General features: G+C 67.8%; 24 protein-coding genes. 14 read left to right on the forward strand and 10 right to left on the reverse strand.

Going from position 1 to position 24,253, the window contains the following annotated elements; all coding sequences use genetic code 11:
* The first annotated feature begins 38 nt into the window (after positions 1-38).
* From nadD to MP11Mi_RS13120, 8 genes are all read left to right on the forward strand, one after another.
* Positions 39-701, forward strand: a complete 663-nt coding sequence (nadD, locus tag MP11Mi_RS13085) for a nicotinate-nucleotide adenylyltransferase (RefSeq protein WP_420039342.1) — start codon at positions 39-41, stop codon at positions 699-701.
* Positions 688-1,104: a ribosome silencing factor gene (gene rsfS, locus MP11Mi_RS13090; protein ID WP_420039343.1), complete on the forward strand. Its 417-nt coding sequence runs from the start codon at positions 688-690 to the stop codon at positions 1,102-1,104. Before nadD ends, rsfS begins: the two co-directional genes overlap by 14 nt.
* Positions 1,101-1,808, forward strand: coding sequence for a histidine phosphatase family protein (locus MP11Mi_RS13095; protein ID WP_420039344.1), 708 nt, complete (start codon positions 1,101-1,103; stop codon positions 1,806-1,808). The genes rsfS and MP11Mi_RS13095 overlap by 4 nt, the downstream gene beginning before the upstream one ends.
* Before the next feature lie 30 nt (positions 1,809-1,838).
* Complete coding sequence (gene octT, locus MP11Mi_RS13100) at positions 1,839-2,576, forward strand: diglucosylglycerate octanoyltransferase (protein ID WP_420039345.1); 738 nt, start codon at positions 1,839-1,841, stop codon at positions 2,574-2,576.
* Between the two features lie 2 nt (positions 2,577-2,578).
* Complete coding sequence (locus MP11Mi_RS13105; RefSeq protein WP_420039346.1) at positions 2,579-3,427, forward strand: DegV family protein; 849 nt, start codon at positions 2,579-2,581, stop codon at positions 3,425-3,427.
* Between the two features lie 107 nt (positions 3,428-3,534).
* Entirely contained in the window at positions 3,535-4,488 is a 954-nt protein-coding gene (locus MP11Mi_RS13110; protein ID WP_420039347.1) for a helix-hairpin-helix domain-containing protein, read from the forward strand.
* Entirely contained in the window at positions 4,488-5,954 is a 1,467-nt protein-coding gene (locus tag MP11Mi_RS13115; RefSeq protein ID WP_420039348.1) for a ComEC/Rec2 family competence protein, read from the forward strand. The genes MP11Mi_RS13110 and MP11Mi_RS13115 overlap by 1 nt, the downstream gene beginning before the upstream one ends.
* Before the next feature lie 28 nt (positions 5,955-5,982).
* Positions 5,983-6,957, forward strand: coding sequence for a glycoside hydrolase family protein (locus MP11Mi_RS13120; protein ID WP_420039349.1), 975 nt, complete (start codon positions 5,983-5,985; stop codon positions 6,955-6,957).
* A 17-nt stretch (positions 6,958-6,974) separates the two neighbouring features.
* Here MP11Mi_RS13120 and MP11Mi_RS13125 read toward each other — a convergent pair whose 3' ends face one another.
* On the reverse strand, positions 6,975-7,610 hold the full coding sequence (locus MP11Mi_RS13125) for a D-alanyl-D-alanine carboxypeptidase family protein (RefSeq protein ID WP_420039350.1): 636 nt from the start codon (positions 7,608-7,610) through the stop codon (positions 6,975-6,977).
* A gap of 120 nt (positions 7,611-7,730) precedes the next feature.
* Between MP11Mi_RS13125 and holA the strand changes: the two genes are divergently transcribed.
* On the forward strand, positions 7,731-8,693 hold the full coding sequence (holA, locus tag MP11Mi_RS13130; RefSeq protein ID WP_420039351.1) for a DNA polymerase III subunit delta: 963 nt from the start codon (positions 7,731-7,733) through the stop codon (positions 8,691-8,693).
* A 112-nt stretch (positions 8,694-8,805) separates the two neighbouring features.
* On the opposite strand, the gene rpsT is transcribed toward holA, so the two are convergent.
* Positions 8,806-9,066: a 30S ribosomal protein S20 gene (gene rpsT / locus MP11Mi_RS13135; protein ID WP_420039352.1), complete on the reverse strand. Its 261-nt coding sequence runs from the start codon at positions 9,064-9,066 to the stop codon at positions 8,806-8,808.
* A 193-nt stretch (positions 9,067-9,259) separates the two neighbouring features.
* Between rpsT and MP11Mi_RS13140 the strand changes: the two genes are divergently transcribed.
* Positions 9,260-10,360, forward strand: a complete 1,101-nt coding sequence (locus MP11Mi_RS13140) for a sulfotransferase family protein (RefSeq protein WP_420039353.1) — start codon at positions 9,260-9,262, stop codon at positions 10,358-10,360.
* A 36-nt stretch (positions 10,361-10,396) separates the two neighbouring features.
* Here the strand turns inward: MP11Mi_RS13140 and MP11Mi_RS13145 are convergent, their stop codons facing one another.
* Complete coding sequence (locus MP11Mi_RS13145; protein ID WP_420039354.1) at positions 10,397-11,068, reverse strand: alpha/beta hydrolase family protein; 672 nt, start codon at positions 11,066-11,068, stop codon at positions 10,397-10,399.
* 115 nt (positions 11,069-11,183) lie between these two features.
* Between MP11Mi_RS13145 and lepA the strand changes: the two genes are divergently transcribed.
* The 3 genes from lepA to MP11Mi_RS13160 are packed head-to-tail and all read left to right on the forward strand — an operon-like array spanning position 11,184 to position 15,270.
* Positions 11,184-13,037 (forward strand): translation elongation factor 4, encoded by a 1,854-nt coding sequence (gene lepA / locus MP11Mi_RS13150; protein WP_420039355.1) that lies wholly within the window; start codon positions 11,184-11,186, stop codon positions 13,035-13,037.
* A gap of 4 nt (positions 13,038-13,041) precedes the next feature.
* On the forward strand, positions 13,042-15,060 hold the full coding sequence (locus MP11Mi_RS13155) for a M3 family metallopeptidase (RefSeq protein WP_420039356.1): 2,019 nt from the start codon (positions 13,042-13,044) through the stop codon (positions 15,058-15,060).
* A gap of 9 nt (positions 15,061-15,069) precedes the next feature.
* Entirely contained in the window at positions 15,070-15,270 is a 201-nt protein-coding gene (locus MP11Mi_RS13160; RefSeq protein ID WP_420039357.1) for a hypothetical protein, read from the forward strand.
* 41 nt (positions 15,271-15,311) lie between these two features.
* On the opposite strand, the gene MP11Mi_RS13165 is transcribed toward MP11Mi_RS13160, so the two are convergent.
* The 7 genes from MP11Mi_RS13165 to amiA form a co-directional block, all read right to left on the reverse strand.
* Complete coding sequence (locus MP11Mi_RS13165; RefSeq protein WP_420039358.1) at positions 15,312-16,973, reverse strand: ABC transporter ATP-binding protein; 1,662 nt, start codon at positions 16,971-16,973, stop codon at positions 15,312-15,314.
* Positions 16,970-18,607, reverse strand: coding sequence for an ATP-binding cassette domain-containing protein (locus MP11Mi_RS13170; RefSeq protein WP_420039359.1), 1,638 nt, complete (start codon positions 18,605-18,607; stop codon positions 16,970-16,972). The genes MP11Mi_RS13165 and MP11Mi_RS13170 overlap by 4 nt, the downstream gene beginning before the upstream one ends.
* Complete coding sequence (locus tag MP11Mi_RS13175) at positions 18,604-19,596, reverse strand: nitroreductase family protein (RefSeq protein WP_420039360.1); 993 nt, start codon at positions 19,594-19,596, stop codon at positions 18,604-18,606. The genes MP11Mi_RS13170 and MP11Mi_RS13175 overlap by 4 nt, the downstream gene beginning before the upstream one ends.
* Before the next feature lie 4 nt (positions 19,597-19,600).
* The gene (locus tag MP11Mi_RS13180) at positions 19,601-20,974 is read right to left on the reverse strand and encodes a YcaO-like family protein (protein ID WP_420039361.1); all 1,374 of its coding nucleotides are present in this window, start codon (positions 20,972-20,974) and stop codon (positions 19,601-19,603) included.
* Entirely contained in the window at positions 20,971-21,924 is a 954-nt protein-coding gene (locus tag MP11Mi_RS13185; protein WP_420039362.1) for a CocE/NonD family hydrolase, read from the reverse strand. The genes MP11Mi_RS13180 and MP11Mi_RS13185 overlap by 4 nt, the downstream gene beginning before the upstream one ends.
* Positions 21,921-22,757: a hypothetical protein gene (locus MP11Mi_RS13190; protein ID WP_420039363.1), complete on the reverse strand. Its 837-nt coding sequence runs from the start codon at positions 22,755-22,757 to the stop codon at positions 21,921-21,923. Before MP11Mi_RS13190 ends, MP11Mi_RS13185 begins: the two co-directional genes overlap by 4 nt.
* 105 nt (positions 22,758-22,862) lie before the next feature.
* Positions 22,863-22,961, reverse strand: a complete 99-nt coding sequence (gene amiA / locus MP11Mi_RS13195) for a streptamidine family RiPP (protein ID WP_420039364.1) — start codon at positions 22,959-22,961, stop codon at positions 22,863-22,865.
* Positions 22,962-23,073: 112 nt separating this feature from the next.
* Here amiA and MP11Mi_RS13200 point away from each other — a divergent pair, with 112 nt between their 5' ends.
* A complete protein-coding gene (locus MP11Mi_RS13200; RefSeq protein WP_420039365.1) occupies positions 23,074-24,249 on the forward strand; it encodes a hypothetical protein in 1,176 nt (391 codons plus the stop codon).
* Positions 24,250-24,253: the final 4 nt, after the last annotated feature.

Raw genomic sequence — 24,253 nt, forward strand, 5'->3', positions numbered from 1 at the left:
GGTGTGGCATTGGGGCGCACCGCGTAAACTCACCGACCATGTCATCGGAGACTGCGCGACCGCGCCGGATCGGCGTCATGGGCGGCACGTTCGACCCGATCCACAACGGCCACCTCGTCGCCGCGAGTGAGGTCGCCGACCGGGTGAAGCTCGACCAGGTGGTCTTCGTTCCGACCGGCCGGCCGTGGCAGAAGGAGGGCGAGCACGCCTCCGATCCGGCGAGGCTGGTCAGCCCGGCCGAGCACCGTTATCTGATGACGGTCGTCGCGACCGCGTCCAACCCGCAGTTCACGGTGAGCCGCGTCGACATCGAACGCGAAGGGGTCACCTACACCGTCGATACGCTGCGTGACCTGCGCGATGCGTTCCCCGACGACGAGTTCTACTTCATCACCGGTGCCGATGCGCTCGAGACCATCCTGACCTGGCATGATTGGGAAGGACTTTTCGAGCTCGCGAACTTCATCGGCGTATCGCGACCCGGATACGAACTCAACGTCAAACATCTGACCGAACATCTGGCGACCAAACCCGCCCGGTCGTTGCAGCTGATCGAGATCCCCGCTCTGGCGATCTCCTCGACCGACTGCCGCGTCCGCGCCGCTGCGGGACGACCCGTCTGGTACCTGGTACCGGACGGCGTCGTGCAGTACATCGCCAAGCACGGTCTGTACCGAAAGGAACCCAGTGAGCGCGACTGAAGAATCCATCTCGATGGCGACCATCGCCGCCCACGCGGCCGTCGAACGGCTTGCGACGAACGTCGCCGCGATCGACGTCTCCGAACAGCTCGTCATCACCGACATCTTTCTGATCGCGTCGGCCGACAACGAGCGCCAGGTGACTTCGATCGTCGAAGAGGTCGAAGACAAGCTGCGCGAAGCCGGCCATCAGCCGCTCCGACGAGAAGGCACCAGGGAGGGCCGCTGGGCGCTCCTGGACTACGGCGCGCTCGTCGTACATGTCCAGCACGATGACGAACGCGACTTCTACGGTCTGGAACGGCTCTGGAAGGACTGCCCGCTGGTCGAGCTCGACGGTGTCGAGCCCGCAGCCCGACCCGAAGGCGACCGCGACGACGAACTCGTGCCGGGCTCGGAGTGAGAGGCGAACCGGATCCGGGCGATTCCAGCGTCGAGCGGCTGACGCCGCGAGTACGCCGCCTGATCTTGCTGCGCCACGGCCAGACCGTCTACAACGCGACACAACGGATGCAAGGTCAGCTCGACACCGAACTGTCGGATCTGGGCGTCGAACAGGCGCGTGTCGCCGGACAGTCGATGGCCACCCGATCCCCGTTGGTGATCCTGGCGTCGGATCTGCGTCGTGCACACGAGACGGCCATGGCTGTCGGCGCGGTGACCGGTCAAGACGTCACGACCGATCCACGCCTGCGTGAGACGCAGCTCGGGGACTGGCAGGGCATGACCCATACCGAGGTCGACGCCGAGATGCCTGGTGCGCGCCGGTACTGGCGTGACGATGCGACGTGGTCGCCGCCAGGCGGCGAGAGTCGCGTCGACGTCGCCGCACGTATGGTTCCGGTGGTGACCGAACTCGTCGCGGGCCTCGACGACTGGGGGAATGGCGGTGATCCCGACGCCCCCGTCGTGCTGGTGGCGCATGGTGGATGCATCGCCGCGTTGACCGCGAGCCTCCTCGGGCTGCCCGTCGCCAACTGGCCGATCCTCGGCGGTCTCGCGAACACCGCATGGGTCCAGCTGTCCGGGCATTCGACGACCGACGCGGACGCACCCGTGTGGCGGCTCGACGTGTGGAACGCGTCTGCCGAATCGGCTGTCCAGTAACGTCAGAGCCGCCAACAGCTAGGAGCACGCGTGTCCGGTTCGGTACTTGTCCTCGGGGACTCCTTGTCGTACTACGACGAGACGGGCGGGCTGGCCGCCGACGATCGGCGGATCTGGCCGAACATCGTCGGCGAGCGGGTCGGGCGTCGCGTCGAACTCTTCGCCCGCATCGGATGGACGAGCCGTGACGTGTGGTGGGCGACGACGCAGGATCCGCGGATCTGGGCCGAACTCCCGCAGGCCGACGTCCTGGTCCTCGCGTACGGCGGGATGGACTCGCTGCCGTCTCCGCTGCCGACGGCACTGCGTGAACAGATCAGATACATCCGACCGGCCGCGTTGCGTCAATGTGTGCGCGGCGCCTATTCGTGGCTGCAGCCACGACTGTCGCCGCTCGGCTGGCCGATGGCGTTGCCACCCCGGGTGACCGTCGACTATTACGAGAAAGTTCGCGCTGCCGTCGCACATCTGCGGCCCGACCTGCCGATCGTCGTCTGCCTGCCGCCGACGCACGACAGTCCCTACTACGGCAACGCACACCCTGGACGCATCGCGACGACCACCGCCATAGAACGGTGGGCGCGCGCACATGATCTGCCGACGGTGTCGTTCTACGAGACGACCGCGTCCGCGTTCGCCGACCCGGATACGACGATGAATCCCGACGGCATCCATTGGAGCGTGCCAACGCACGCCGCGATCGCCGAAGTGACCGTTCCCGTCGTCGAGGCAGCGCTCGCGGCGGAACCGACACCGGCTAACGTGTAGTCGTGCCTGTCGTCGTCGTCACCGACTCTTCCTCGCGGTTGCCTGTGTCACTGGCCGACGCCCACACGATCACCCAGGTCCCGCTGCACGTGACGCTCGCTGACGGGACCGAATACCTCGAAGGCTGCGACGACGTCCCGCCCGATGTCATCGCAGCTTCCGGAGTCACCACCTCGGGGGCGAGCCTTGCCGATCTGCGTCGCGCCTACGAGGAGGCGGTCGAACGCAGCGACGGTGACGGCGTGGTCGCCGTCCACATGTCACGACGACTCTCCGGAACGTGGAGCGCGGCCCGCCTCGCCGCCGACGCCGTCGACGGTGGCGTGCGCGTAGTCGACTCGCGGTCGGTCGGTGTGTCGCTCGGATTGACGACGATGGCGGCGGCACAGGCCGCCGAGTCGGGCGCGTCCCGCGACGAGGTGTACGAGGCGACGGTGCGGGCCGCGGCGACGGCGGAGTCGATCATGTGTGTGCAGAGTCTCGACAATCTGCGCAACAGCGGCCGACTCAGCCTGACCGGGCACCTGTTGGGTTCGGCGTTGTCGATCAAACCGATCCTGCACATGTCCGACGGACTCCTTGCCCTGCGCGAACGGCACCGGACGATGACGAAGGCGATCGCAAAAATGGTCGACGCCGCCGTCGAACTCGCCGACGGAGACCCGGTCACGCTCGGCGTCCAGCACTGCCAGAACCCGGACCTCGCGTCGGAAGTCCTCGACACGATGCTCGAACGCCTCGACGACGTCACGTCGTCCTTGACCGTCGACCTCGGTCCCGTACTCGGCGCGCACGTCGGCCCCGGTGCCGTCGGCGTCGCCCTCGGCTTCGGACTCGACCCCCTCGACTGACCCTCTCGATGCGCCACAGCTGTTGACAGACAGCCTGCTATCCACAGTTCTGCTGTTTCATCGGTTCTCGCCTTTCGTGATGTTGCGGCCCGACCTACCGTCCACACATGGGGATGGAACTGCGGGCGGGCCGGGACCGCGACTCTGGGCCGGATCGACTGTCACGACTGATCAGTGCGCGCGCCAACGTGCCGCCAGGCGAACTCGACGACCAGAGCGACGATGTAATCGCCGACCGATGGGGCGAGACGGCGATGCCCGACTGGCTCGACACCCGACGGGGTAGACAGACGTGGAACACGCGCCGATCATCTGGATTCGAATGTCTCGACGACGAGAACCCGGACGAGACGGATGACGATGAGACGGGCGACGAGTGGGAGCCGCCCCGTCGGCGCTGGACCATGCTCCCTCCGGCGGCACTCGGACTGATCCTGGTCGGGCTGATCGGATGCGGTTTCGCCGGCTACTCGCTGCTGAAGCAGAACGAGCCCGCAGCCCCTTTGGTGGCTTTCGACGCGGCCGATTCGATGACCCCGTCCACGCCCGATGTTCCGGTCGCCGCGAGTGAGAAGAGTCCGTCGGCTGAGGCCGTCGTCAGCGTGGTCGGTCTGGTGCACCGGCCCGGCCTTGTGCGACTGCCGACCGACTCTCGGGTGGCCGACGCGCTGGCGAGGGCGGGAGGCACCCGCCCGAACGCCGACACGATGAGTCTGAATCTGGCACAGATCGTGCACGACGGCGACCAGATCCTAGTTGGACAGAAAGGCGACGGTCAGGTCCGAAGCGCGGTGGTGGGTTCGGGCGGGTCGGCGGCGACAACGACTTCGGGCGGGACGTCGGGTTCGGGTTCGGCCGGTTCGGGAAAGTTGGTAGACCTGAACACGGCGACCGAGGCCGAACTCGATGCGCTGCCGGGGGTGGGGCCGGTGACGGCGCAATCGATCATCGCGTGGCGGGCGGCCAACGGTGCGTTCTCGTCGGTCGATCAACTCGCCGAGGTCGACGGTATCGGAGAAGGACGGCTAGCCAAGCTGCGCCCGCTCGTCACCGCCGGCTGATGGTCGACCTCCGGCTCGCCGCCCCTGCGGCAGCCTGCTGGGCCACTACCGTCGTGACACTCCTCGTGCCGACGAGCATGTCGCGAATCATCGTCGGACTCCTCGCCGTCGGAGCGGTCACCGCCGGATGGTGCAGTCGCGATGCGCGATGTAGACAGACGGCGGTGACGGTTGCCGCGGTCTGCGGCGTCGGCGTAGCGGCGGGCGTTGTGGTGCTGCTGCGGATCGCCGCCGTCGACGCGGCCCCGATAGCCGACGCGGTCGGTAAGCCCGTCGTCGAGATGACCGTCGCCGGAGACCCGATGTACTGGCCGGGTCAGCACCGATTCACTGTCGCCGTCCGGGTGGAGGCACTGGCGGGGCGCGTTCAACGTCCGGTGGCCGCGCGGCTGGCCGCGTCGTCGGACATCGGTGATCTGCTGCCGGGGGAGCGGCTGTCGGCGCGGATCCGGGTCGCCGCGGCGGCTGTGCCCGGCCGAGATCGACTCGTCGCCGCCGATCTCACTGCGGTCGGCGACGTGAGCAAGCGCGGTGACGCTCCGTGGTGGCAGCGCGCGGCAGGCAGCGTACGGCTCCGGCTTCGGGAGATCGCAGCCGACGCGCTCGGTGGTCGGTCCGGCGGGCTGCTGCCCGGCCTGATCTTGGGCGACACCGGCGGACTCGACCAGGACACCCGTGACAATTTCCGAGCGTCCGGACTGTCGCATCTTTTAGCGGTGTCCGGGGCGAATCTCGTGTTAGTGGTCGGTGCGGTTTTGCTGTGCGTCCGGGCGTTCGGCGCTCGGCCGCGCACGGTGTTCGTCGTCGGTGTGGTCGCGGTGGTCGGGTTCGTGATCTTGGTGCGCCCGACTGACAGTGTGCTGCGTGCGGCGGTCATGGGTGGTGTCGGGTTGGCTGCGGCTCTGTCTTCGAGACGGTCGCAGGCGTTGCCTGCGCTCGGCGCCGCAGTCATCGTGGTCGTCTTGTGGTGGCCGGAGATGGCGTTGGCGCCGGGATTCGCGCTGTCGGTGGCGGCGACCCTCGGTCTGGTTCTGTGGTCGGTGCCGATTCGTTTCGCGATGACCAACCGTGGAGTTCCCGAGTGGGCTGCCGCGCTGGTGTCGATGACGGTGGCCGCGCAGATATTGACCACTCCACTCGTCATCGCAATAAGCGGCCAGGTCAGTGTCTTCGCTGTGCCCGCGAATCTTCTTGCGGCCCCTGTGGTTCCGTTGGTCGGCATCGTGGGGACACTCGCGGCGGCGGTCGGAGCCCTCGGCCCGCGGTACGGCCCGCAGAGTGTGCTCGCCGAGTTCCTGGTGCGTGCGACGGGGCCGCCGGTCCGGTGGCTTATCGCGATTGCGGATCGTCTGGGCGGTCCCGGTTGGGTCTCGCCCGAGGTGCCCGGTGTGGTTGTGGCAGGCGCGCTCGTCGCGGTCGCCGGAATCGTAACGATCCTGCACCTTTGTGGCTGGTGGGGTTGGTGATACGAATGATTGTCGCCATGATTTAGCGATGAGTACTGTATTGCGTGCCGGTGCGGCGTTGGCCTCGGTAGTGTTGCTCGCCGTGGTCGGACCGCTGCTCGCGAGCCCCGGCGTCAGCGGTGCTGAACCGCCGGAGCAGTGGCGGTACACGATGGTCGCGTTCAGCAATGCCAGCGCTCGGGACATGGACGTGTACGAGTCGGGCGACGGCACGCAGTTCCGACTCGCCGCGAAGGCGGCGTACCGGCCTGCGTCGGGATACATCCGAGACGCGAGCATCATGAAGCACACCGACGGTCTGTACTACGTCACCTATACGACTGCGGACGGTGCGAACATCGGCTTCGCCCGCAGCGCCGACCGCGTCACCTGGACTCAGATGCGAAACTGGCCCCTGCCGCTCTGCTGTGCCTTCCTACCGGGAACCGGCGACGGGAAGGGGCCGGTGAACCCGTTCGGCTTCACCGGCTCGGCCGGTTTCAAGGACGGCCCGTCGCTCTCGCCGTTCGTCACTAAGGCGTGGGCGCCTGAATGGTTCGTCGACGGCGGTCGGGTCAACATCATCGTCTCCCTGTCGACCGGGGGCGGATTCATGCCGTACGTGATGACCGCGCAGGACCGGTCGCTGCAGATCTGGAGTCTGCCGGTTCCGATCCTGAGCATCGGCACCGACCATATCGACACCACGGTGGTCAAAATCGGGTCGACCTACCACGCCTTCACCAAGAACGAGACGAAGAAAGTCATCGAGCACGCCGTCGCGTCCTCGCTGACCGGCCGCTATTCCTTTGTGAAACCGGGTGATTGGGGGTCGCTGGTGGAGGGTCCCGCGGTAGTCGAGCTGCCTGACGGCGCCTGGCGGCTGTATCTCGACTCCTACCGCGATGGCCGGTACCTCTACTCCGACAGCACTGACGGACTGCGCACCTGGTCTGAACCGAAGGCTCTGCCAGTGTTGTCTGGGGCCGTGCGGCACATCGGCATTCTGCGCGAACGGGCCTAGGTGTACTTAGAACACCATCACTCGGTCGAGTCCGCTCGCATCGGCGGGCACGCGCCATCTTTGGCGATCAGCTCGTAATGCCATAGCTCGTTCGAGTAGACCTGGCAGAGGCCGAACTCGGCACCGCGCCGGCTCATCCAATCGGCGGCGTCGGTAGGTCCGATGTCGACGGCGCGACCGTGAATATGCTCGGACTCGGTCGACGGCTTCACATGGGTCGCCGCATACTCCTCGCCCTTCTCTTCAATGGTTTGTTGACGAAGTCTGTCCTGTAGCGCGACACTGCGCCAGCCTGAGGTGATGCGCACGTCGACGCCCTCACGTTGGGCCCGTCGAGTCGCCGAGCGAACGGCTGTGCGCAGGCCGTCGTCCAACTTCTGAATCGCCGGGACATCGGCGAACGGCGAGATCGGGTCGCTGTCCGGGATGTAGCCGTCTACATCGCCGGATGCCGACGGAGTCGATGCCAGAGGAGCGGATGTCGACGGGGCGGACGCGGACGGGGCTGGGGTCGCGCTGGATGGGCCGGATTCCAGGTGGGTCACCACGAGCGCGACGGTGAGCGCGACCGACACCGCGGTGGCGGCGATGATCAAGCCCCAGAGGAGCGGCGATCGGAATCGGCTGCCGGACCTCGCATTGTCGATGTTCATTCCAATGATGCTCGACTAGCGGTGTCGCCGTTGTCCGGCGGAGATGTCGTACGGATGTGTCAATGTTGTAGCAGTAGGTGGCTCGAGTCCGGGTCAGTGCGGGGATGAAAGGATGGACCGGTGAGTGATCGACTGTTTCTCCTGCTTGGTGACGACGACTTCCTGACCGGACGTGTGATCTCGCGTATCAGTGCGGAGCGAACCCGCGAGTCGGGTGCCGACGTTCCAGTGACCAGAGTGCGGGCTGGCGAGGTCACGGCGCCCGAACTCGCCGAGTTGTTGAGCCCGTCGCTGTTCGCTGACGAACGCATCGTCGTCATCGAGGCGGCCGACGCCGCGGGCAAAGAACCTGCCGGGCTGATCGTCGGGACAGCCAAGTCGGTGCCCGAAGGCATCACGATGGTCGTCATCCACTCCGGTGGCGGACGTCAGAAGTCGATGGTCGGTCTCCTCAAAAAAGAAGGCGCACAAGAGTTCGCGTGCACCGCACCGAAATGGCCGAACGAGCGAGTCGACTTCGTGCGCGCCGAGTTCCGCGAACTCGGCGTCAAGGTCAGTGCCGAAGTGGTCGAACTCGTCACCGAGATGGTCGGATCCGATCTGCGCGAACTGTCTGCTGCCTGTCACCAACTGGTCGCAGACACAGGCGGGAGAGTCGACGCAGTCGCGGTGCGGACCTACTACACCGGACGTGCCGAAGTGACCGGCTTCGAAGTCGCCGACAAGGCCGTCACTGGCGATCTCGCCGGTGCGATGGAATCGCTTGCCTGGGCTGCGCATCGTGGAACCGCACGCGTGCTGCTCGCCGACGCCCTCGCCGAAGCCGTGTTCGGGATCGCCCGCGTCCGTTCACTCGGTGGCACCGACAAGTATTCGATCGCATCCGAGCTCGGCATGCCGCCGGGGCGTATCGGCAAGATCCAGGGTCAGGCGCGCGCATGGGACTCCGAGTCGATCGGGAAGGCGATGCTCGTCGTCGCCGACCTCAACGGCGACGTGAAAGGCCAAGCCGCCGACATGGATTACGCCGTCGAACGTGCAGTGTCACAGGTCGCGCAGTTGCGGCCGAGGCGGGGACGATAAGGGACGGATCAATCGACACGGAAAGAACCCCGACGGCCGCGTGGACACCGTCGGGGTTCTTTCCGTACTACATATGAAGATCGTCAAGCTGCGGGCCGGAGCCCGCGAAACGTCAGAGCTTGTTGACTGCCACAGCCATGGCCGACTTCTTGTTGGCGGCCTGGTTCTTGTGGATGACGCCCTTGGACGCGGCCTTGTCGAGCTGCTTGCTCGTGTCGAGGAGCATCTCGGCCGACTTGTCCTTGTCGCCGGTGGCGACGGTCTCGCGGAACGTGCGGATCGAAGTGCGCAGGGCCGACTTGATCGACTGGTTGCGCTGACGGCGCACCTCGTTGGTCTTGTTCCGCTTGATCTGCGACTTGATGTTTGCCACGCGAATTCCTTCTCGTCGTTGTCAGCGGCCGTTCGGCCGTCCGTACTGTGTTCTGGGCAGCGCTCCGCGACCGAGAAGTCGGCGTCAAGCGCAACAGCGGTCAACGATACCAGCGCCGGGGTAGCCACCCAAATCGTGAGGACGAGCGAGCCGAGCGGATTCGGCTCACCGTGATCCTAATAGGGTGGCAGGCATGTCAGTCGTCTACGTCCACGTCGGTCTGCCGAAGACCGGCACGACCCACATCCAGGGTCGTCTCTGGCGAAATCGGGATCACGCGATGGCCGCAGGCCTGTTGTATCCGGGCGTCACCATGGACGACCACTTCCATGCCGCGACCCACCTGCAGCCCGAGCGATATCTCGACTGGGCGCGACCTGAACACGCCGACGCATGGCCTGCCATGATCGAGCAGATGCGCGCATGGCCGCGACGCTCCCTCGTCTCGCACGAGTTGTTCGCCAACGCCGGACCTGACCGGATCCGCGCACTGGTCGACGACCTGTCGTTCGCCGACGAAGTACACGCGGTCCTCACGGTGCGCGACCTCGGGCGGCAAGTTCCGTCGGTGTGGCAGGAGAATGTCAAGAATCAGCGTCGCGCGACCCTCGACGAGTTTCTCTCGTCGATCAGCGGGGGGCCCGACGCGTCAGGTGACGAACCGTTCTGGGAGTTCCAGGACTATCGACGTATCCTCGCGGATTGGTCGTCGGTCGTCGGAGCTGACCGCGTCCACATCGTGACCGTCCCCGCCAAAGGGGCCGCCGCACCCGGCGACGGACTGTGGGAACGGTTTCTGCGCGTCGTCGACATCGATCCGGTCGTCCTCCCGGAGCCGCCAGTCAGCGACAACAGTTCGCTGTCGGCGTCCCAGACCGAGTTCCTACGCCGCCTCAACACGCGGCTTCAGCCGACCGACGTCGAATGGAGTCGATACGAGCGGCTCGTCAAAAGCGTCCTCATCCACGAGGTGATGTCCAACGTCGACGGCGGCGCACCCATCGGATTGGCCGCCGACCAGCTCGCGTGGGTCACCGACTACTCCGAGGAACTCGTCGCGGCCGTCATCGCAGGCGGATATCCGGTGTCGGGGACGGTCGACGACCTGCGCGTCACGACCGGTGGCACCGACGCGCCGCCGGTCACCGACCAGCAGGTGTTCGACGCGGCACTCGACGCGATCGCCCAATGGGTCAAGGCGTCGACGATCGTCGATCCGCCGGTCCGCTTGAAGACGCGAGTCGGCAATGTGGTGCGCGCCGTCCGACGTCGAGCGCAGGCGCTTCGACGCTAGCCGTCGACATTCAGGTGCGAGCGCGATCGGACCCGGTCATCGGCTCGCTGCAAACTCTCGCGCTGCGGGAAGCAGCCAGTCGTCGACCGCGTCCGCCGCGGTGGGTCCGACGCCGCTGCGGTCGGGTTTCAGACTGTGGTCGGCCTTCTCGATCTCGACGAGCCGTACCGGTCCGCCGAATGTGGGCAGCACGGCCGCGAACTCATCGGACGTGCCGAACGCGTCTGATCTGCCGTGCACGATGAGCGTCGGGACCGTGATCCGCGGGAGATGCTCGGTCCGCACCTTCTCCGGCTTCCCCGGCGGATGCAGCGGATACGAGGTGAGGAGCAGGCCGTCGGCGATCCTCGGATCGTCGGCCGCGGCCATCGATGCCTGGCGCCCGCCATACGACTGTCCACCCACGATCACCGGACCGTCCCCGCCGACCTTCTGACGGAGCAGCGCGGCCGCGGCCGCGATACCGTCCCGATCGGCCGCTGCCTTCGACGGCGACGGTGGTCCCTTCGGTCGGAGCTGGCGGTAGGGGAGGTCGATTCGCGCGACCGCGAACCCGCGGTCGACCAGCGCGTCGCCGAGCACGCGAAGGAGCACGGACTGCCGGTCGCTGCCCGCACCGTGGGCGAGCACGATCAGACCGACCGGATCGTCAGGCGAATCGAGGTCGGCGACAACGGATCCGGCAGTCACAGTGGTGGCGTTCGTCACGCCGGCGACATTACCGTCACGTCCGTACGTCGGTGAATCGTCGCCCGCCGGGTCGACGTGCGAAACTGGAGGGTGATTTGTGTGCCGGACCCGGTCCGGCCCCGCCGCCCGAGGAGTGAGTTCGATTCCCAGCTTCGCAGACACGACGTTCACCGATCCCGCGAAAATCAGGAACTTCTGCATCATCGCGCACATCGACCACGGTAAGTCCACACTGGCGGACCGCATGCTGCAGCTGACCGGCGTGGTCGAGGAGCGGGCGATGCGTGCGCAGTACCTCGACCGCATGGACATCGAACGCGAACGCGGCATCACCATCAAGGCGCAGAACGTGCGCCTCCCGTGGGTGGTGGACGGCGAGGAGTACGTCATCCACCTCATCGACACGCCTGGGCACGTCGACTTCACTTACGAGGTCTCCCGTGCGCTCGAAGCGTGCGAGGGTGCGATCCTGCTGGTCGACGCGGCGCAGGGGATCGAAGCGCAGACGCTCGCCAACCTGTATCTGGCGATGGACAACGATCTGACGATCATTCCAGTCCTGAACAAGATCGACTTGCCCGCGGCGGACCCCGACCGGTACGCGTCCGAGATCGCGCACATCATCGGCTGTGAACCAGAGGACGTGCTGCGCGTCTCCGGCAAGACGGGTGAAGGCGTCTCGGCGCTGCTCAACGAGGCGATCCGCCAGATTCCGGCACCCGTCGGCGACGCGGACGCGCCGGCCCGCGCGATGATCTTCGACTCGGTGTACGACACGTACCGCGGCGTCGTCACCTATGTGCGCGTGGTGGACGGGCGGATCGTTCCGCGCGAGAAGGTCTCGATGATGTCGACCGGTGCCACGCACGAACTGCTCGAGGTCGGCATCGTCTCGCCCGAACCGAAGGCGACCAAGGGACTCGGCGTCGGAGAGGTCGGTTATCTGATCACCGGCGTGAAGGATGTCCGCCAATCGAAGGTCGGTGACACCGTGACCACCGCGCGCGGCGGTGCGGGGACGCCGTTGACCGGCTACCGGGAACCGCGTCCGATGGTCTACTCGGGTCTGTATCCGATGGACGGCTCCGACTATCCGGTGCTCCGTGAAGCCTTGGAGAAGCTGCAGCTCAACGACGCGTCGCTGACGTTTGAGCCGGAGACGTCGGTGGCGCTCGGGTTCGGTTTCCGCTGCGGCTTCCTCGGTCTGCTGCACATGGAGATCACGCGCGAACGTCTCGAGCGCGAGTTCGACCTGAACTTGATTTCGACCGCCCCCAACGTCGTATACCGCGTGGTGATGGACGACGGCGCCGAGCAGGTCGTGACCAACCCGTCCGACTGGCCGACCGGCAAGACCCGCAACATTTACGAACCGGTCGTGAAGACGACGGTCATCGCGCCGAGTGAGTTCATCGGTTCGATCATGGAACTGTGTCAGTCGCGGCGAGGTGAACTCGGCGGCATGGATTATCTGTCGGAGTCGCGTGTCGAAATGCGGTACACGTTGCCGATGGCCGAGATCATCTTCGACTTCTTCGACGCACTCAAGTCGCGGACCCGAGGTTACGCGAGCCTCGATTACGAGGAGTCGGGCGAACAGGAAGCCGACCTGGTGAAGGTCGACATCCTGCTGCAGGGCGAGGCCGTCGACGCGTTCAGCGCCATCGTCCACAGGGACGCCGCGTACGCGTACGGCAACAAGATGACAAACAAACTCCGGGCGCTGATCCCACGCCAGCAGTTCGAGGTTCCCGTGCAGGCAGCCATCGGATCGAAGGTCATCGCGCGCGAGAACATCCGTGCGATCCGCAAAGACGTCCTCGCCAAATGTTATGGCGGTGACATCAGCCGTAAGCGGAAGCTGCTCGAGAAGCAGAAGGAAGGCAAAAAGCGCATGAAGACCATCGGCCGTGTCGAGGTTCCGCAGGAAGCGTTCGTGGCCGCGCTGTCCACCGACGAGGCGGGCGACAAGCCGAAGGGCAAGTGACGCGATGAACCCGGTCCTCGCCGACTCCGGTCTGCCGTACGGCCTGCCCGACTTCGCGTCCATCTCCGACGCCGACTTCCTGCCCGCCTACGACATCGCGTTGGCCGAGCATCTCGCCGAGATCGACGACATCGCGCGCGATCCCGATCCGGCGACGTTCGTCAACACGGTCGAAGCGTTGGAGAACTCCGGGCGCGCGCTCGCGCGGGCAAACGGGATCTTCTTCAATCTCGAAGGGCCCGACAGCAATCCGGTACGTCAGAAGATCGCGCAGACGCTTGCGGTCCGGCTCACCGAGCACGCCAACGCCATCGCGATGAATCCACGGTTGTTCGCGCGGATCGAGGCGGTCTACGCCGCGCGCGATGAGACCGGTCTGACCGAGCCGCAGCGTCGACTCGTCGAGCAGCGGTACCGGGACGCTGTGCGTGCGGGCGCCGCGCTCAACGAGGCGGGGCAGGCGCAGATGCGGGAGTGGTCGTCGCGGCTGGCGACGTTGACCACCGATTTCGGGCAGCGTCTCCTCGACGACACGAATGCGTCGGCGGTCGTGTTCGACGACGTCGCAGACCTGGACGGGCTGTCGGACGGCGAGATCGCTGCCGCGCGAAGGACTGCCGTCGACGCCGGGCGCGACGGCTACCTCATCGCGTTGGAGTTGCCGACGAGCCAAGGAAGCATCGCCAAGCTGACCAGTGCAGATGCCCGCCGACGCGTGTTCGAGGCGTCGACTCGTCGATGCGCGCGCGGCAATGAGTATGACACCCGCGACACGGTTCGCGAGATCGTGGAGCTGCGTGCCCGCCGTGCACGACTCCTCGGTTACGCCGACCACGCCGGATACGTGATCGCCGAACAGACGGCTCCGAGCCCGCAGGCCGCAGCCGACTTGCTCGCTGACCTCGGCGGCGCGGCGATGGCTGCGAGTGGCCGGGAACTCGACCGCGTCGCCGACGGTGCCCAGTTGCAGCCGTGGGACGTCACGTACGCGCTCGCCGCGTCGCAGCGGGCGCGCGGGGACGTCGACATCGACGAGTTCGAACAGTATTGCGAACTCGAATCGGTGCTGCGCGACGGTGTCTTCACGGCAGCGCACGCGCTGTACGGGCTCACCATGACAGAGCGTCCCGACCTGCACGGATACCATCCGGACGTCCGCGTGTGGGAGGTCACCCGCGACGGTGCGGGCGTCGGGCTCTTCCTCGGTGACTTCTTCGCCCGCCCGTCCAAGCGGGGCGGCGCATGGATGAACAATATCGTCGACCAGTCCCGCAGTCGCGGGACGTCGCCGATCATCGTCAACGTGTCGAATCTGACCAAGCCGGACGACGGCGAGAAGTGCCTACTGACGCTCGACCAGGTGGTCACGGTCTTCCACGAGTTCGGCCACGCCATTCACGGTCTGCTCTCTGACGTCGACTACGTCTCCCAGTCGGGAACGTCGGTGCCCCGCGACTTCGTCGAGTTCCCGTCGCAGGTCAACGAGATGTGGGCGTTGCACCCGGACGTCGTAGGCGGCTACGCCAAGCACTATCGGACAGGTGAGCCAGCACTGCCTGCCCTACTCGACGCGGTGCGCGCCGCGACGGCCACCGAGACCGCCCACTCGACCGTCGAGTATTTGGCGGCCGCTGCACTCGACCTCGCCTGGCATCGCCTCGGTCCCGACGAGATCCCCGTCGACGTCCTCGCCTTCGAGGAGCAAGCGCTGCGGGCGGTGGGCCTGTGGTCGGAGTTGATTCCGCCGCGCTACCGCACCACATATTTCAACCACGTATTCGCGGGCGGCTACTCGTCCGGCTACTACTCGTACGTCTGGTCGGAGGTGCTCGACGCCGAGACCGAACAGTGGTTCCTGGCAGGCGGTGGACTCGACCGTGAACTCGGCCGGGCGTTCGCCGACGCTGTACTCTCACGCGGCGACAGCGTGGACCCGGTGCGCGCGCACGCGACGATGCTCGGTCGCGACGCCCAGGTCGGACCGCTGTTGGCGCGGCGTGGTCTCGCCGCGCCCGGCGAGTAGGGTGACGGCATGAGCGGAGCACTGGCGTGGTGGGACTCGGTGGAGGAGTGGCTCACCGGCCTCCCGTTCGTCCCTCAGCTCGTGGTGTTCCTGTTGGTCGCGATCCCGCTCGCGACAGCCATCGCCTTCGGGGTCAACTATCTCGTCGGCAAAGTGTTCGCAGCGTTCTCTCGACGCGATGTGGGCGACGATCACGGATTGGGTATCTAAAAGTCATGTTCCGTTCCAAAGTGACCATGGCGCTCGTCGCGCTATTGATTCTCGTCATTATCGCGTGGTTGATCCTGCGCTGAGCCGAGCTGGTCGACGCTGATCACTCGGTGCAGCCGGGCCAACGTCTCGCGGCGGTGCGTCGCGACGACGAGGGTTCCGGGGAAGTCGGCGAGTACCGCGGACACGGCCCGTTCAGTCTCGGGGTCCAGGCTCGCGGTGACTTCGTCGACGAGAAGCACGCGAGGACGACGCACCAGCGCTCGAGCCAGCGCCAGGCGTGCCCGTTGACCGCCGGACAGTCGTAGCCCGGACTGCCCGAGCTCGGCGTCCAGGGTGATCCGATCGGCGACGCCGACCGTCTCCAGAGCGGCGGCCAGCTCCGCGTCGTCGCGTGGGGGAGCACCGCGAAGAAGGTTGTCGCGCACCGTGCCGGAGAACATTGTCGCGTCCTGATCGACGACGGCGACGACGCGACGGAGTTCGGCGTCTACGACGTCCGGCAACGGCACGGAACCGGTACGGCCGACGAGACTGATTCGCCCGCCGACCGGGTCGCGCAGACGTGCCGCCAAGGTGAGGACGGTGCTCTTTCCTGATCCGGACGGGCCAGTGAGTCCGATGTGCTCGCCCGCCTTCACGTGGAGCGTCAACGACCCGATCACGTCGCGGCCACCGTCGTAGGCGAACCGCACCCCGTCGAAGTCCACGCCGAGCGGGCCGTCGGGAACGGGTATTCCGCTGGCTGGTTCAGGGGTCGCCGTCGGCGCGGCGATCTCGTCGGCGACCCGGACTGCGTCGGCGGTCAACGGGTGAAGCCGAGTGAGGGTCGACGCAGCGTCCGACGCTGCGGACACGCCCGCGAGCGCGAGCGCGACCAGTGCCGGTAGTAGTGCCGGAGCGCCGTCGGCGGCAGCGAGAACGCCGATGGTGACCGCGGTAACGACAACATCACGGACCGCTTCGCTGCGTCGCTCGATCAGTTCTCGGCGTCGATGCACGAGGCTCGCGCGGTCGGTGGCGTCGGCCACAGTGTCGACGATCGGCTGCGTGATTCTGTACGAGAGGACCTCCCGCAGCGCTCCGAGCGCATCGACGACCCGGACGGAGACGACTTCCCGGGCCGCGTCGTCCGCTGCCCCGAGACGCTGCGCGGTGCGGGCCCATGCCGACGAGGTGAACAAGACGAGGACACCGCCGATCGCGGTGACGACGGCCGTGGTCGGGGCGAGAGCTGCGGCCACCGCGACCGAGCCGACGAACACGACGACGGACGCGCCCAACTGCGCGACAGTGTGTGCGTAGAAGAACTCGAGCCGTTCGATCCCATCCATCACGATGCTCGCGGACCGTCCCGAATGTGCTCGACGGTGCGCACCCGCACCGCGTGCGTACGCGTCGAACAGCACGGTCCGAAGCCGGGCCAGCACCCGGTAGGCGAGCGCGTGCGAGACGTCCATCTCGTGCCAGGTCAGGACCGTCCGGGCGATCACCAGGAAGGTCACCGCGCACCACCACCAGGCTGATGGGGCGACGCCGTCGACGACGGCGTGGCCGACCCCGGCCGCGATGAGCACGGTCAGCGCGACGAGGGCAGCCGCGCTCGTCGTCGCGGTTGCGAAGCTCCAGCCCATGGCTCGCCTCTCCGGCCGGAGAGCCGGGACCAACCGGATGAAGGCGTCCATCGACGTCGGCCTACTCATCCGGCCTCCCTGACGAGTACTCCGCCGTCGAGGCGGTACACGTCGGGCACGGCGGCGAGCGACTCCGGACGGTGGCTGACCATCACGACGATGCGGTCCGCGGCGACCCGGTGCAGCGTGTCGAGGACGCCGGCCGCACGTTCGGCGTCCAACGCGCTCGTCGGCTCGTCGACGAGGAGTACCGGCCGCGCCGCGAGCAGCGCCCGAGCCAAGGCCAGTCGTTGTCGTTGACCGCCGGACAGGTTGTGTCCGTTCTCGGCGACGACGGTGTCGAAACCGTCGGAGAGCTGCTGGACGTCGACGAGGACGCCCGCGTCGCGGCAGGCGTCCACCATCTCTGAGCGGGTGACTGGCCGCGCCGCGCCGAGATTGTCGGCGACTGTCCCGGCGAAGAGCACCGGGTGCTGTGAGAGGACGGCGACGTCGCCGGGGTGCAGCGGACGGCCGTCGAGATAGATCGACCCGACGTCGGGGCGGAGGAACCCGAGGAGCACGTCGAGCAGCGTCGACTTCCCGGCCCCCGACGCGCCAACGATCGCGCTGATGGTGCCCGTCGTCGCGGCCAGCGTCAGCTCGTCGAGCACCGGTGCGGCCGCCCCCGGATAGGTGAACGACACCCCGGACACGCGCAACTCGTGCGCGGACCCCGACAGCCGGGTGGGCTGCGGTTCGACGACCGACGGTGCGGCGTCGAACGCGCCGATCCGCTCCAGGCCGACGATCGCGGACACACCGAGGAATCCCGCGTGCCAATGCTTGGACAGGTCGCGGACCGGCCGGAATGCCTCCGAGGCCAGAAGCAACACCAGGTAGACCTCCATCGTGGGCGAGTGCCCGGTCGTCGCCGCGCCGATCGCCGCGGCGGCCGCCGCGAACAGACCGGCTTGGACCGCGAAGTCGGTGACACCCGTCTCGGCGAGCGAGACCCGCATGCTGCGCTCGGTCGCGGTCCGCAGTGCCTCCGACCGGCGGCCGATCGCGACGCGAGTACCTGGCACGTCGCCGAGCACACGCAGGGTCGGCATGCCGCGCAACGATTCGAGGAGGTCGGCGCTCAGCGATTCGTAGGAGTCCCAGTGCTCGCGGCCGCGGCGCGCTGACAGCCGTCTCCACACCTTCGGACCGAGTAGCGCGACGAGGACGCCGACAGCGACAGCGGCCGCGGCGATCGGCGCCAAGAACAGCAGCGCGACGATGACCATCGGGCACACGACCGCCAGCTGTGCGAGCGCCGGTATGTATTTGGCGACATAGGAGTCGGTGCCGTCGACCCCATCGGTGACGGTGGCGCGCAACGTTCCGTCCCGCACCGTCTCGTCGTGCAGACTCGCCGGCGACAGCACCGCGGTGAGCGCTCGCCGACGGATCGCGGCTCGCACCCGGCCACCGAGTCGGGCGGCGACCGACGTTTGGGCGAGCATCGACGCCACCCGGATGCCGAGGATCACGACGATCGCGCCGAGCGCGACGACGACGTCGCCCCGACGACCGTCCACCGCGGCGGTCATCGCCCAGGCGACCGCGATGGCTTGTGCGATGTAGGTCGCCGAGATCGCGGTCAGCAGCACGACGGCGCCGGCCAGCCACGTGGGGAAGCGCGCGGCTTCGCGCCAGAGCACCCGGACGACCATCATCGGCGTTCCTCCGTCGCCCGTCGATCGAGTGACGCCACGGCGTGCACCGGCCACCGGCCGCCGACGAGTGTCGTCCCGGACACCGGCCGGCACGTTCGACGGCCGTCGAGCGCGTGCCGGTACACCAGGTGAGCCGCTGCGCGATGCACTGACCACAACGCTGCCAGCAGGGTCTGCGCGTCGTCGGTCGGCGACACCGTCCACGATCGCACGTGGTCGGCGCCCAACACCCAACGCTGCTGTGACGCCTGTGCGATCGTCACCGTGCCGTCGGTGGGCCGCTGTCGGCCGATACGGGACGCGAAGTCCGCAACGGCGGGAGACCGCCTACTCCGCAAAGCCGTCCGCCGAACCTCGGACACCGCGGTCCGGTGGGAGAGAGTCGTAGCGGCGAGGGCTATCTCGGGAACGAGGCCGGCGTCGGTCCACCGGTTCGTGTCGGTGGCCGGTGCAAATCCCAGTAGCGACCGAATCCGGCGATCGGGGCCGAGCATGACCGGGGTGTGTGTCGCGCACAGGAACTCGACAGCGGCGACGGCGTAGGCGGTGTCGGCGATCCACAGCGGCCACGATCGATGGCGGTACCGTGAGTACGACCGCCCAGGAAGGACCGTGAACACCAAGTGTGTCCGGTCCGATCCGGCGCCTACCGGTCCTCTGCGCAGCAGCGTCGCCGAGTTGTCGTCCAGGACGTACCGTCCGGGATCGAGCCCGTCGAATCCGACGTCGCCGACTACGAGGTGAGTCTGGACCGGGTATGCGCCGCCCGCCGACGGCACCGGTCGGCGAGCTACGTGCGAGCGTGCTCCGTCGGGGAGCATATGCGGTCCGCCGTCGTTCCAGAGGCCGTCCAGCAGTGCGGCGACGCGCGGCGGTGCCACGACGGGCACTGCACCGACCGCCGCCCACGGGTTGGTCCGCGGGCCGGGCGGCACGGGTTGGCCTGGATCAGCGGGCGTCCACGCACGCGCCAGGTCGTCGGGGATCATCGGCTCACATGTGGGGCGGCGGAACGAGCGTGAACTCGTCGGGCCGACCATCGAAGCGGGACCGCCATCCGCGGTCGAGAGCGCACTCCCGAAACCGCGGCATACCGAAGTAGGAGAAGGCGGCCGGAGCATTCGGGACCAGGCCGGTGACGACGGTCCGCACCACTCGGAGCGGTGTCAATGCGACATCCGAGGTGGTCAGGTCGCGGGTGATCACCCGATGACCTCCCGCAGCCAGGCGTCGATACACCTCCGGCATGTCGACTCGCGGCACCGGAGCCTCGTTCAGCGGAAGCACCCCGCCGACCGGGGCGGTGAACCGGCGAGCCTCCTCATGCACGCGGGGATCGAGCCAGACCTGCACGTGCGCGCCGAGGTCGACGATCCGCTCGCATTCGGGGCCCGCCGCGTCCAGGTAGGACCGGTCCGGTCGGAACGCCAATTGCAGGCCCGCCGCCATGAGTCCTTCGCCGACCGCGCGGAATACCCAGCCGTCGGCGTCGGTGCAGCCCTGCGTGTACAGCCAGGTGTGCACCGCTTCCAGCACGGCTTTGCGTGCAGCCTGAGCGGGATCGAGCGCCGCCGAGAACCCGGCGGCGTACAGTCCACGCACCGGATCGTGGACAAGCGCGGCGATTGCCGGGGCGAACTCGGACGGCATCACGGTCAGCGACACGTCGAGGTTGGCGCCTGCGAGATCGTCGATCAAGCCGGGGACGCTCTCGGGATCGATGCCGACCGTCGGGCCGTCCAAGTGCCACCACACCTCCAGCGCATCGCGTTCGACGACCTCGATGACTCCGCGGTCGCGCGCGTCGTCGACGCCCTGACCGGTGGCGATGCCCGCATAGTTGAGGTGGTGGATGCGCGGCAGGTGCCGGAGTCGGGCCTGCCGCCAGTTGAGGTGCACGAGCGACGCGGGCAGCCACACCGGCTCCCCTCGATCGTCGACGCATTTCGACCACAGGGTCGGGGTGTCGTCGGTCAGACGCGCATATGGGAAGCCGGTTCGTGCGTGCTGCCAGTCGGCGAACCGGGGAAGCTCGGAGAGATCGATCGGCGTCCGGCCGCGTCCGAGGAGGTCCGCGCGGGTCGCGACGGCGAGGTCGTCGCCGAACTCGGCGGGAAGCCAGTTGCCGCAGTAGCGTTCGACGCCTTCGGCGACGGCCGCGATCCAGGCGCGGTCGGGGTCGTCGAACGAGGTTCCCAAGGACACGCGGTCGGCGGGCCAGTCACCGAGTAGACGAGCATCGGCAACGGCCGCTGTCATGCCGGTGTACGCGGTCGGCGCGCCTGCCGGGTGCGGCACGTCCCGCACCGATCGGATGACGCCGCATTCGGGATCGACGAGGACGGCGACGGGCAAGGGTGCGCTCACGGGAGGGTCCTTTCGTGACGCCATGTGTTGGCGGCGGCGTCGAATGTCGACGAGGTCGGTCGGTGGGCGTGGAGGATCGAGGTCCACGGCGCCGGACGCCCGGGCAAGCCTTGCGAAGCAAGCCACGGGTCGATGACGGCGCTCAGCCCGCGGCCGACTCGGTGTCCCCACGGGCCGACGGCGAAATGGGCAGGCCCCGGCCAGTCGCGTGCGAGGCGCCGTGCGTCGTGGTCGAAGAAGTCGTGATGGCCGCTGAGAACCAGGAGTGGAGACGTGATGTCGCGGAATCTGCGGGCGACGTCCACCGGGACGGCCGACCAGAGGTCGCGCCACGCCTGTTGTGTCGGTTCCGGCCAGCCCCATTCGGTTGCGGCAGCGCGTCCGCCCGCCTCGTCGACTCGTGTTGTGCGGGCATCGAGTTCGGCATCGGTCAACGGCGGCCGGCTGGTCCGGCCGTGTCCGTGTTCGTGCCACCAGCCGACGCGGTGGCGGGTCTGTGGAGCGCCGTGGGCGTCGACTGTTGTCTCGGCCGGGCCGAGCACCGGGACCGCGGTGATGACCGCGGCCACCTCTGCGGTGGCCGTCTGGGTGGCCTCGAGCGCGGTGTGTGCGGCGTACGACGCCCCGTACACGAGGATCGGGAGGCCTGGTCGGGCGTCGGCGACGGCGTCGACGACCTCGCCGCCGTCGGCGGACTCGTGGCGGTACGGCACCCACGATCCGCCGGATCGGTAGCGTCCGCGGACGTCCTGAATCAGGCATTCGTAGCCGCGGTGAGCCCACGCTCGGCCGGTCGACTCGTGGCGGGCGGCGTCGTACGGCGTGCGGAGCACCACGACGCCGCCCGGGTTGTCGCACGTCCACGACAGTCCGCGCAGCACGGTTCCGTCGCGGAGGTTGACGATGTGGTCGTGGGCGCCGGGCGGGATGGGCGTCGAAGACCCGGTCATCGGGGTGCGGGCTCTGGGTAGGGAAGCACGGGATGCTCGGAGACGCGGCCGGTCGCGGCGATGTACTTCCACAAGGTCCGTCGATAAGTGGTCAGGAACGGGTCGTCCTGGGCCCAGGCGAGGGCGACGGCGAGGAGTCGATCGGCGACGCGGACCCGTTCGAGAGCGGTCGGCTCGGGAGCGGCGGAGCGGACGCCGCGGTGCCATCCCTGTGAGTGCCGCGGCACGGGTTGCGCGGCGAGGCGGCGTCGGGCCACCTGCCGGGCGGACGGATCGCTCGGCGTGGTGGAGACGGGATCGACGAACCATACGGAGTCTTCGCGGTACGCCCGCAACCAGGCGACGCCGACGCGCGGCAGATCGTCGAGGTGGTCCAGGTGGGTCGGATCGTCGGTGACGGCCACGACGAGTGCGATGGCCGCCGGATCGACGGCCGCTGGATCGACTGCGATGGCCTGCTCGTGGCGTTGGACGCGGACGCCGATCTCGTTGAGCGCCGTCGTGATGTCGGCGACGATCGGCCCCGACCCGATCACGGCGACGTTCCGCCGGTGGTCCGGCCAGCGTGACTGGGCGTCGGCGCGCTCGCGATCAACGATCTCGTCGCGCAATCGTTCCACATAGTCGTCGACGTCCGCGTTCGGGTGGGCCGCGTTCTGGTGGGCCGCGTTCTGGTGGGCAAGGCCGGCCAGGTGGGCGACAAGGTCGCCGGGGGGATCGATGAGGTGGTGGAATCGGCCGGTGGCCGTACGCAGCACGGTGTCGCCGCGGGCCTCGTCGTCGAAGACTACTGCACCCGTACCGGTGACGGGGGCGACTGTTCGGTCGGGCAAAGCGGGATCTCCTGGCGAGGGTGAACGGGCGAGACGCCTCGGGCGAGCGGGGTCGAGACCGCCCGCCCGAGGCGCGGGCTCACGGATCGACCGTGAGATGTCGAGTCAGTCGAACGGGTTGTCCACGAGGGCGTTCGAGTGGCTTGCCGACAGGTGAGCCAACTGCTCGGGCTCTTCGATCTCGGCGATCAGCTGTGCGTCCATGGGACGTTTCCTTTCGTTGTGGAACGGTCCGACCGGTGTCGGCCGCGTCTGCCGAAGCAGACCCGCGCAACCGTACTTGATAATGGAAACCAATTGCAATAACTTTCATCGGGTGACTTCCTCTGAACTGATCGTCGCCGACCACCGTGCGGGTCTCGTCTACCGTCTCGTCGACTCGGACGTGTCCGTCGTCGACGAGGGGATGGCGGCCGAACACGCAGGCGTGCTCGCGGTTCCCGGCGGTGGATGGGCGTACGCGGACGATCTGCGCGGTGAACTCGTCGTGCACACCGGCGGGCGGCGGCGCACCGTTCCGATCGCGATCCCCGCCGAGCACCTGTCGTGCGACGACACCGGGCGGTTCATCGCCGTGACCACAGGGCTCGGTGCGGACCTGCGGCCGTGGAGCGACGTGTACACCGTGGTCGACCTGGCCGCCGGACGGACCATCCGAGTGCGCGGTCGGGCCGGAGAACCGGGTGTGGGTGTCGTCGCCGATCAGACCACCGGTCAATCGCACGTCGTGATCGCGCACCGCGAACCGGGGGCCGTGGAGGCGATGTCAGTCGACGCCTGCTTGGCGGCCGGACCGCACGTCCCGCGTATGACAGGCCACGTGACCGACGCGGTCGGCGACGACGGGCACGGCGTTGCGGTCGATCCGGTGTCCGGCGTGTTCGCGGTGGCGACCGGACGTGGTCTCGAACGGTTCGTCGTCGACCGGGCGGTCCCTCGCCCCATCGGGGTCGTCGAGTGGCCGGTGACCGGCCGCGCCTACTACCTCCGATTCGACGCCGCGACGGGATCCGCATTCGGCGTGGTCCGCGGAGGTTCCGCCGATCCTGAACAATGGCTCCACTGGACCAATCATCTGGTTGCCGTCGATCTCACAACCGGACAGACTCGCACGGCAGGCCTGCCGTCCGGGTTGGCGTTCCGGTTCGGTCTCGGCGGCTCGCGGGCCGCTGTCGCCACGATCCATCCGGACGGCGACGAGTTGACTGTGATTGGCGCGGGGACAACGGATCTCATCGCGGAACAGACCGTCGACCTGCCAGCCATGTCGCGACCGCCGCGACCGGGAGCGGTGCCGTGGGACCCGCCTGCACAGCGACGGTCGGTAGCCGTCCACCCGGCAGGCACCTCGATAGCGGTCACCCGCGGCGGAGACGGCGAAATTCTCATCGTCGACGACCACGGGGCCACGACGGTCGCGGTCGGGTCGCCGCTCGATCAAGGCGGTCTGCTGCACTGGACCGGCGGCTCCATCGACCTGGTCGGCCGGTGACGGC

Origin of the sequence: Gordonia abscondita (assembly GCF_032711245.1) — a bacterium.
GTDB lineage: Bacteria > Actinomycetota > Actinomycetes > Mycobacteriales > Mycobacteriaceae > Gordonia.

Bases quoted from the DNA above. Each gene is read 5' to 3' on its own strand.
- amiA (WP_420039364.1), bottom strand. From the start codon at position 22,961: ATGGACGCACAGCTGATCGCCGAGATCGAAGAGCCCGAGCAGTTGGCT.
- MP11Mi_RS13115 (WP_420039348.1), top strand. From the start codon at position 4,488: ATGGTCGACCTCCGGCTCGCCGCCCCTGCGGCAGCCTGCTGGGCCACT.
- MP11Mi_RS13165 (WP_420039358.1), bottom strand. From the start codon at position 16,973: ATGAGTAGGCCGACGTCGATGGACGCCTTCATCCGGTTGGTCCCGGCT.
- MP11Mi_RS13170 (WP_420039359.1), bottom strand. From the start codon at position 18,607: ATGATGGTCGTCCGGGTGCTCTGGCGCGAAGCCGCGCGCTTCCCCACG.
- MP11Mi_RS13155 (WP_420039356.1), top strand. From the start codon at position 13,042: ATGAACCCGGTCCTCGCCGACTCCGGTCTGCCGTACGGCCTGCCCGAC.
- MP11Mi_RS13175 (WP_420039360.1), bottom strand. From the start codon at position 19,596: ATGATCCCCGACGACCTGGCGCGTGCGTGGACGCCCGCTGATCCAGGC.
- MP11Mi_RS13160 (WP_420039357.1), top strand. From the start codon at position 15,070: ATGAGCGGAGCACTGGCGTGGTGGGACTCGGTGGAGGAGTGGCTCACC.
- MP11Mi_RS13185 (WP_420039362.1), bottom strand. From the start codon at position 21,924: ATGACCGGGTCTTCGACGCCCATCCCGCCCGGCGCCCACGACCACATC.
- MP11Mi_RS13125 (WP_420039350.1), bottom strand. From the start codon at position 7,610: ATGAACATCGACAATGCGAGGTCCGGCAGCCGATTCCGATCGCCGCTC.
- MP11Mi_RS13110 (WP_420039347.1), top strand. From the start codon at position 3,535: ATGGGGATGGAACTGCGGGCGGGCCGGGACCGCGACTCTGGGCCGGAT.
- MP11Mi_RS13140 (WP_420039353.1), top strand. From the start codon at position 9,260: ATGTCAGTCGTCTACGTCCACGTCGGTCTGCCGAAGACCGGCACGACC.
- MP11Mi_RS13120 (WP_420039349.1), top strand. From the start codon at position 5,983: ATGAGTACTGTATTGCGTGCCGGTGCGGCGTTGGCCTCGGTAGTGTTG.
- nadD (WP_420039342.1), top strand. From the start codon at position 39: ATGTCATCGGAGACTGCGCGACCGCGCCGGATCGGCGTCATGGGCGGC.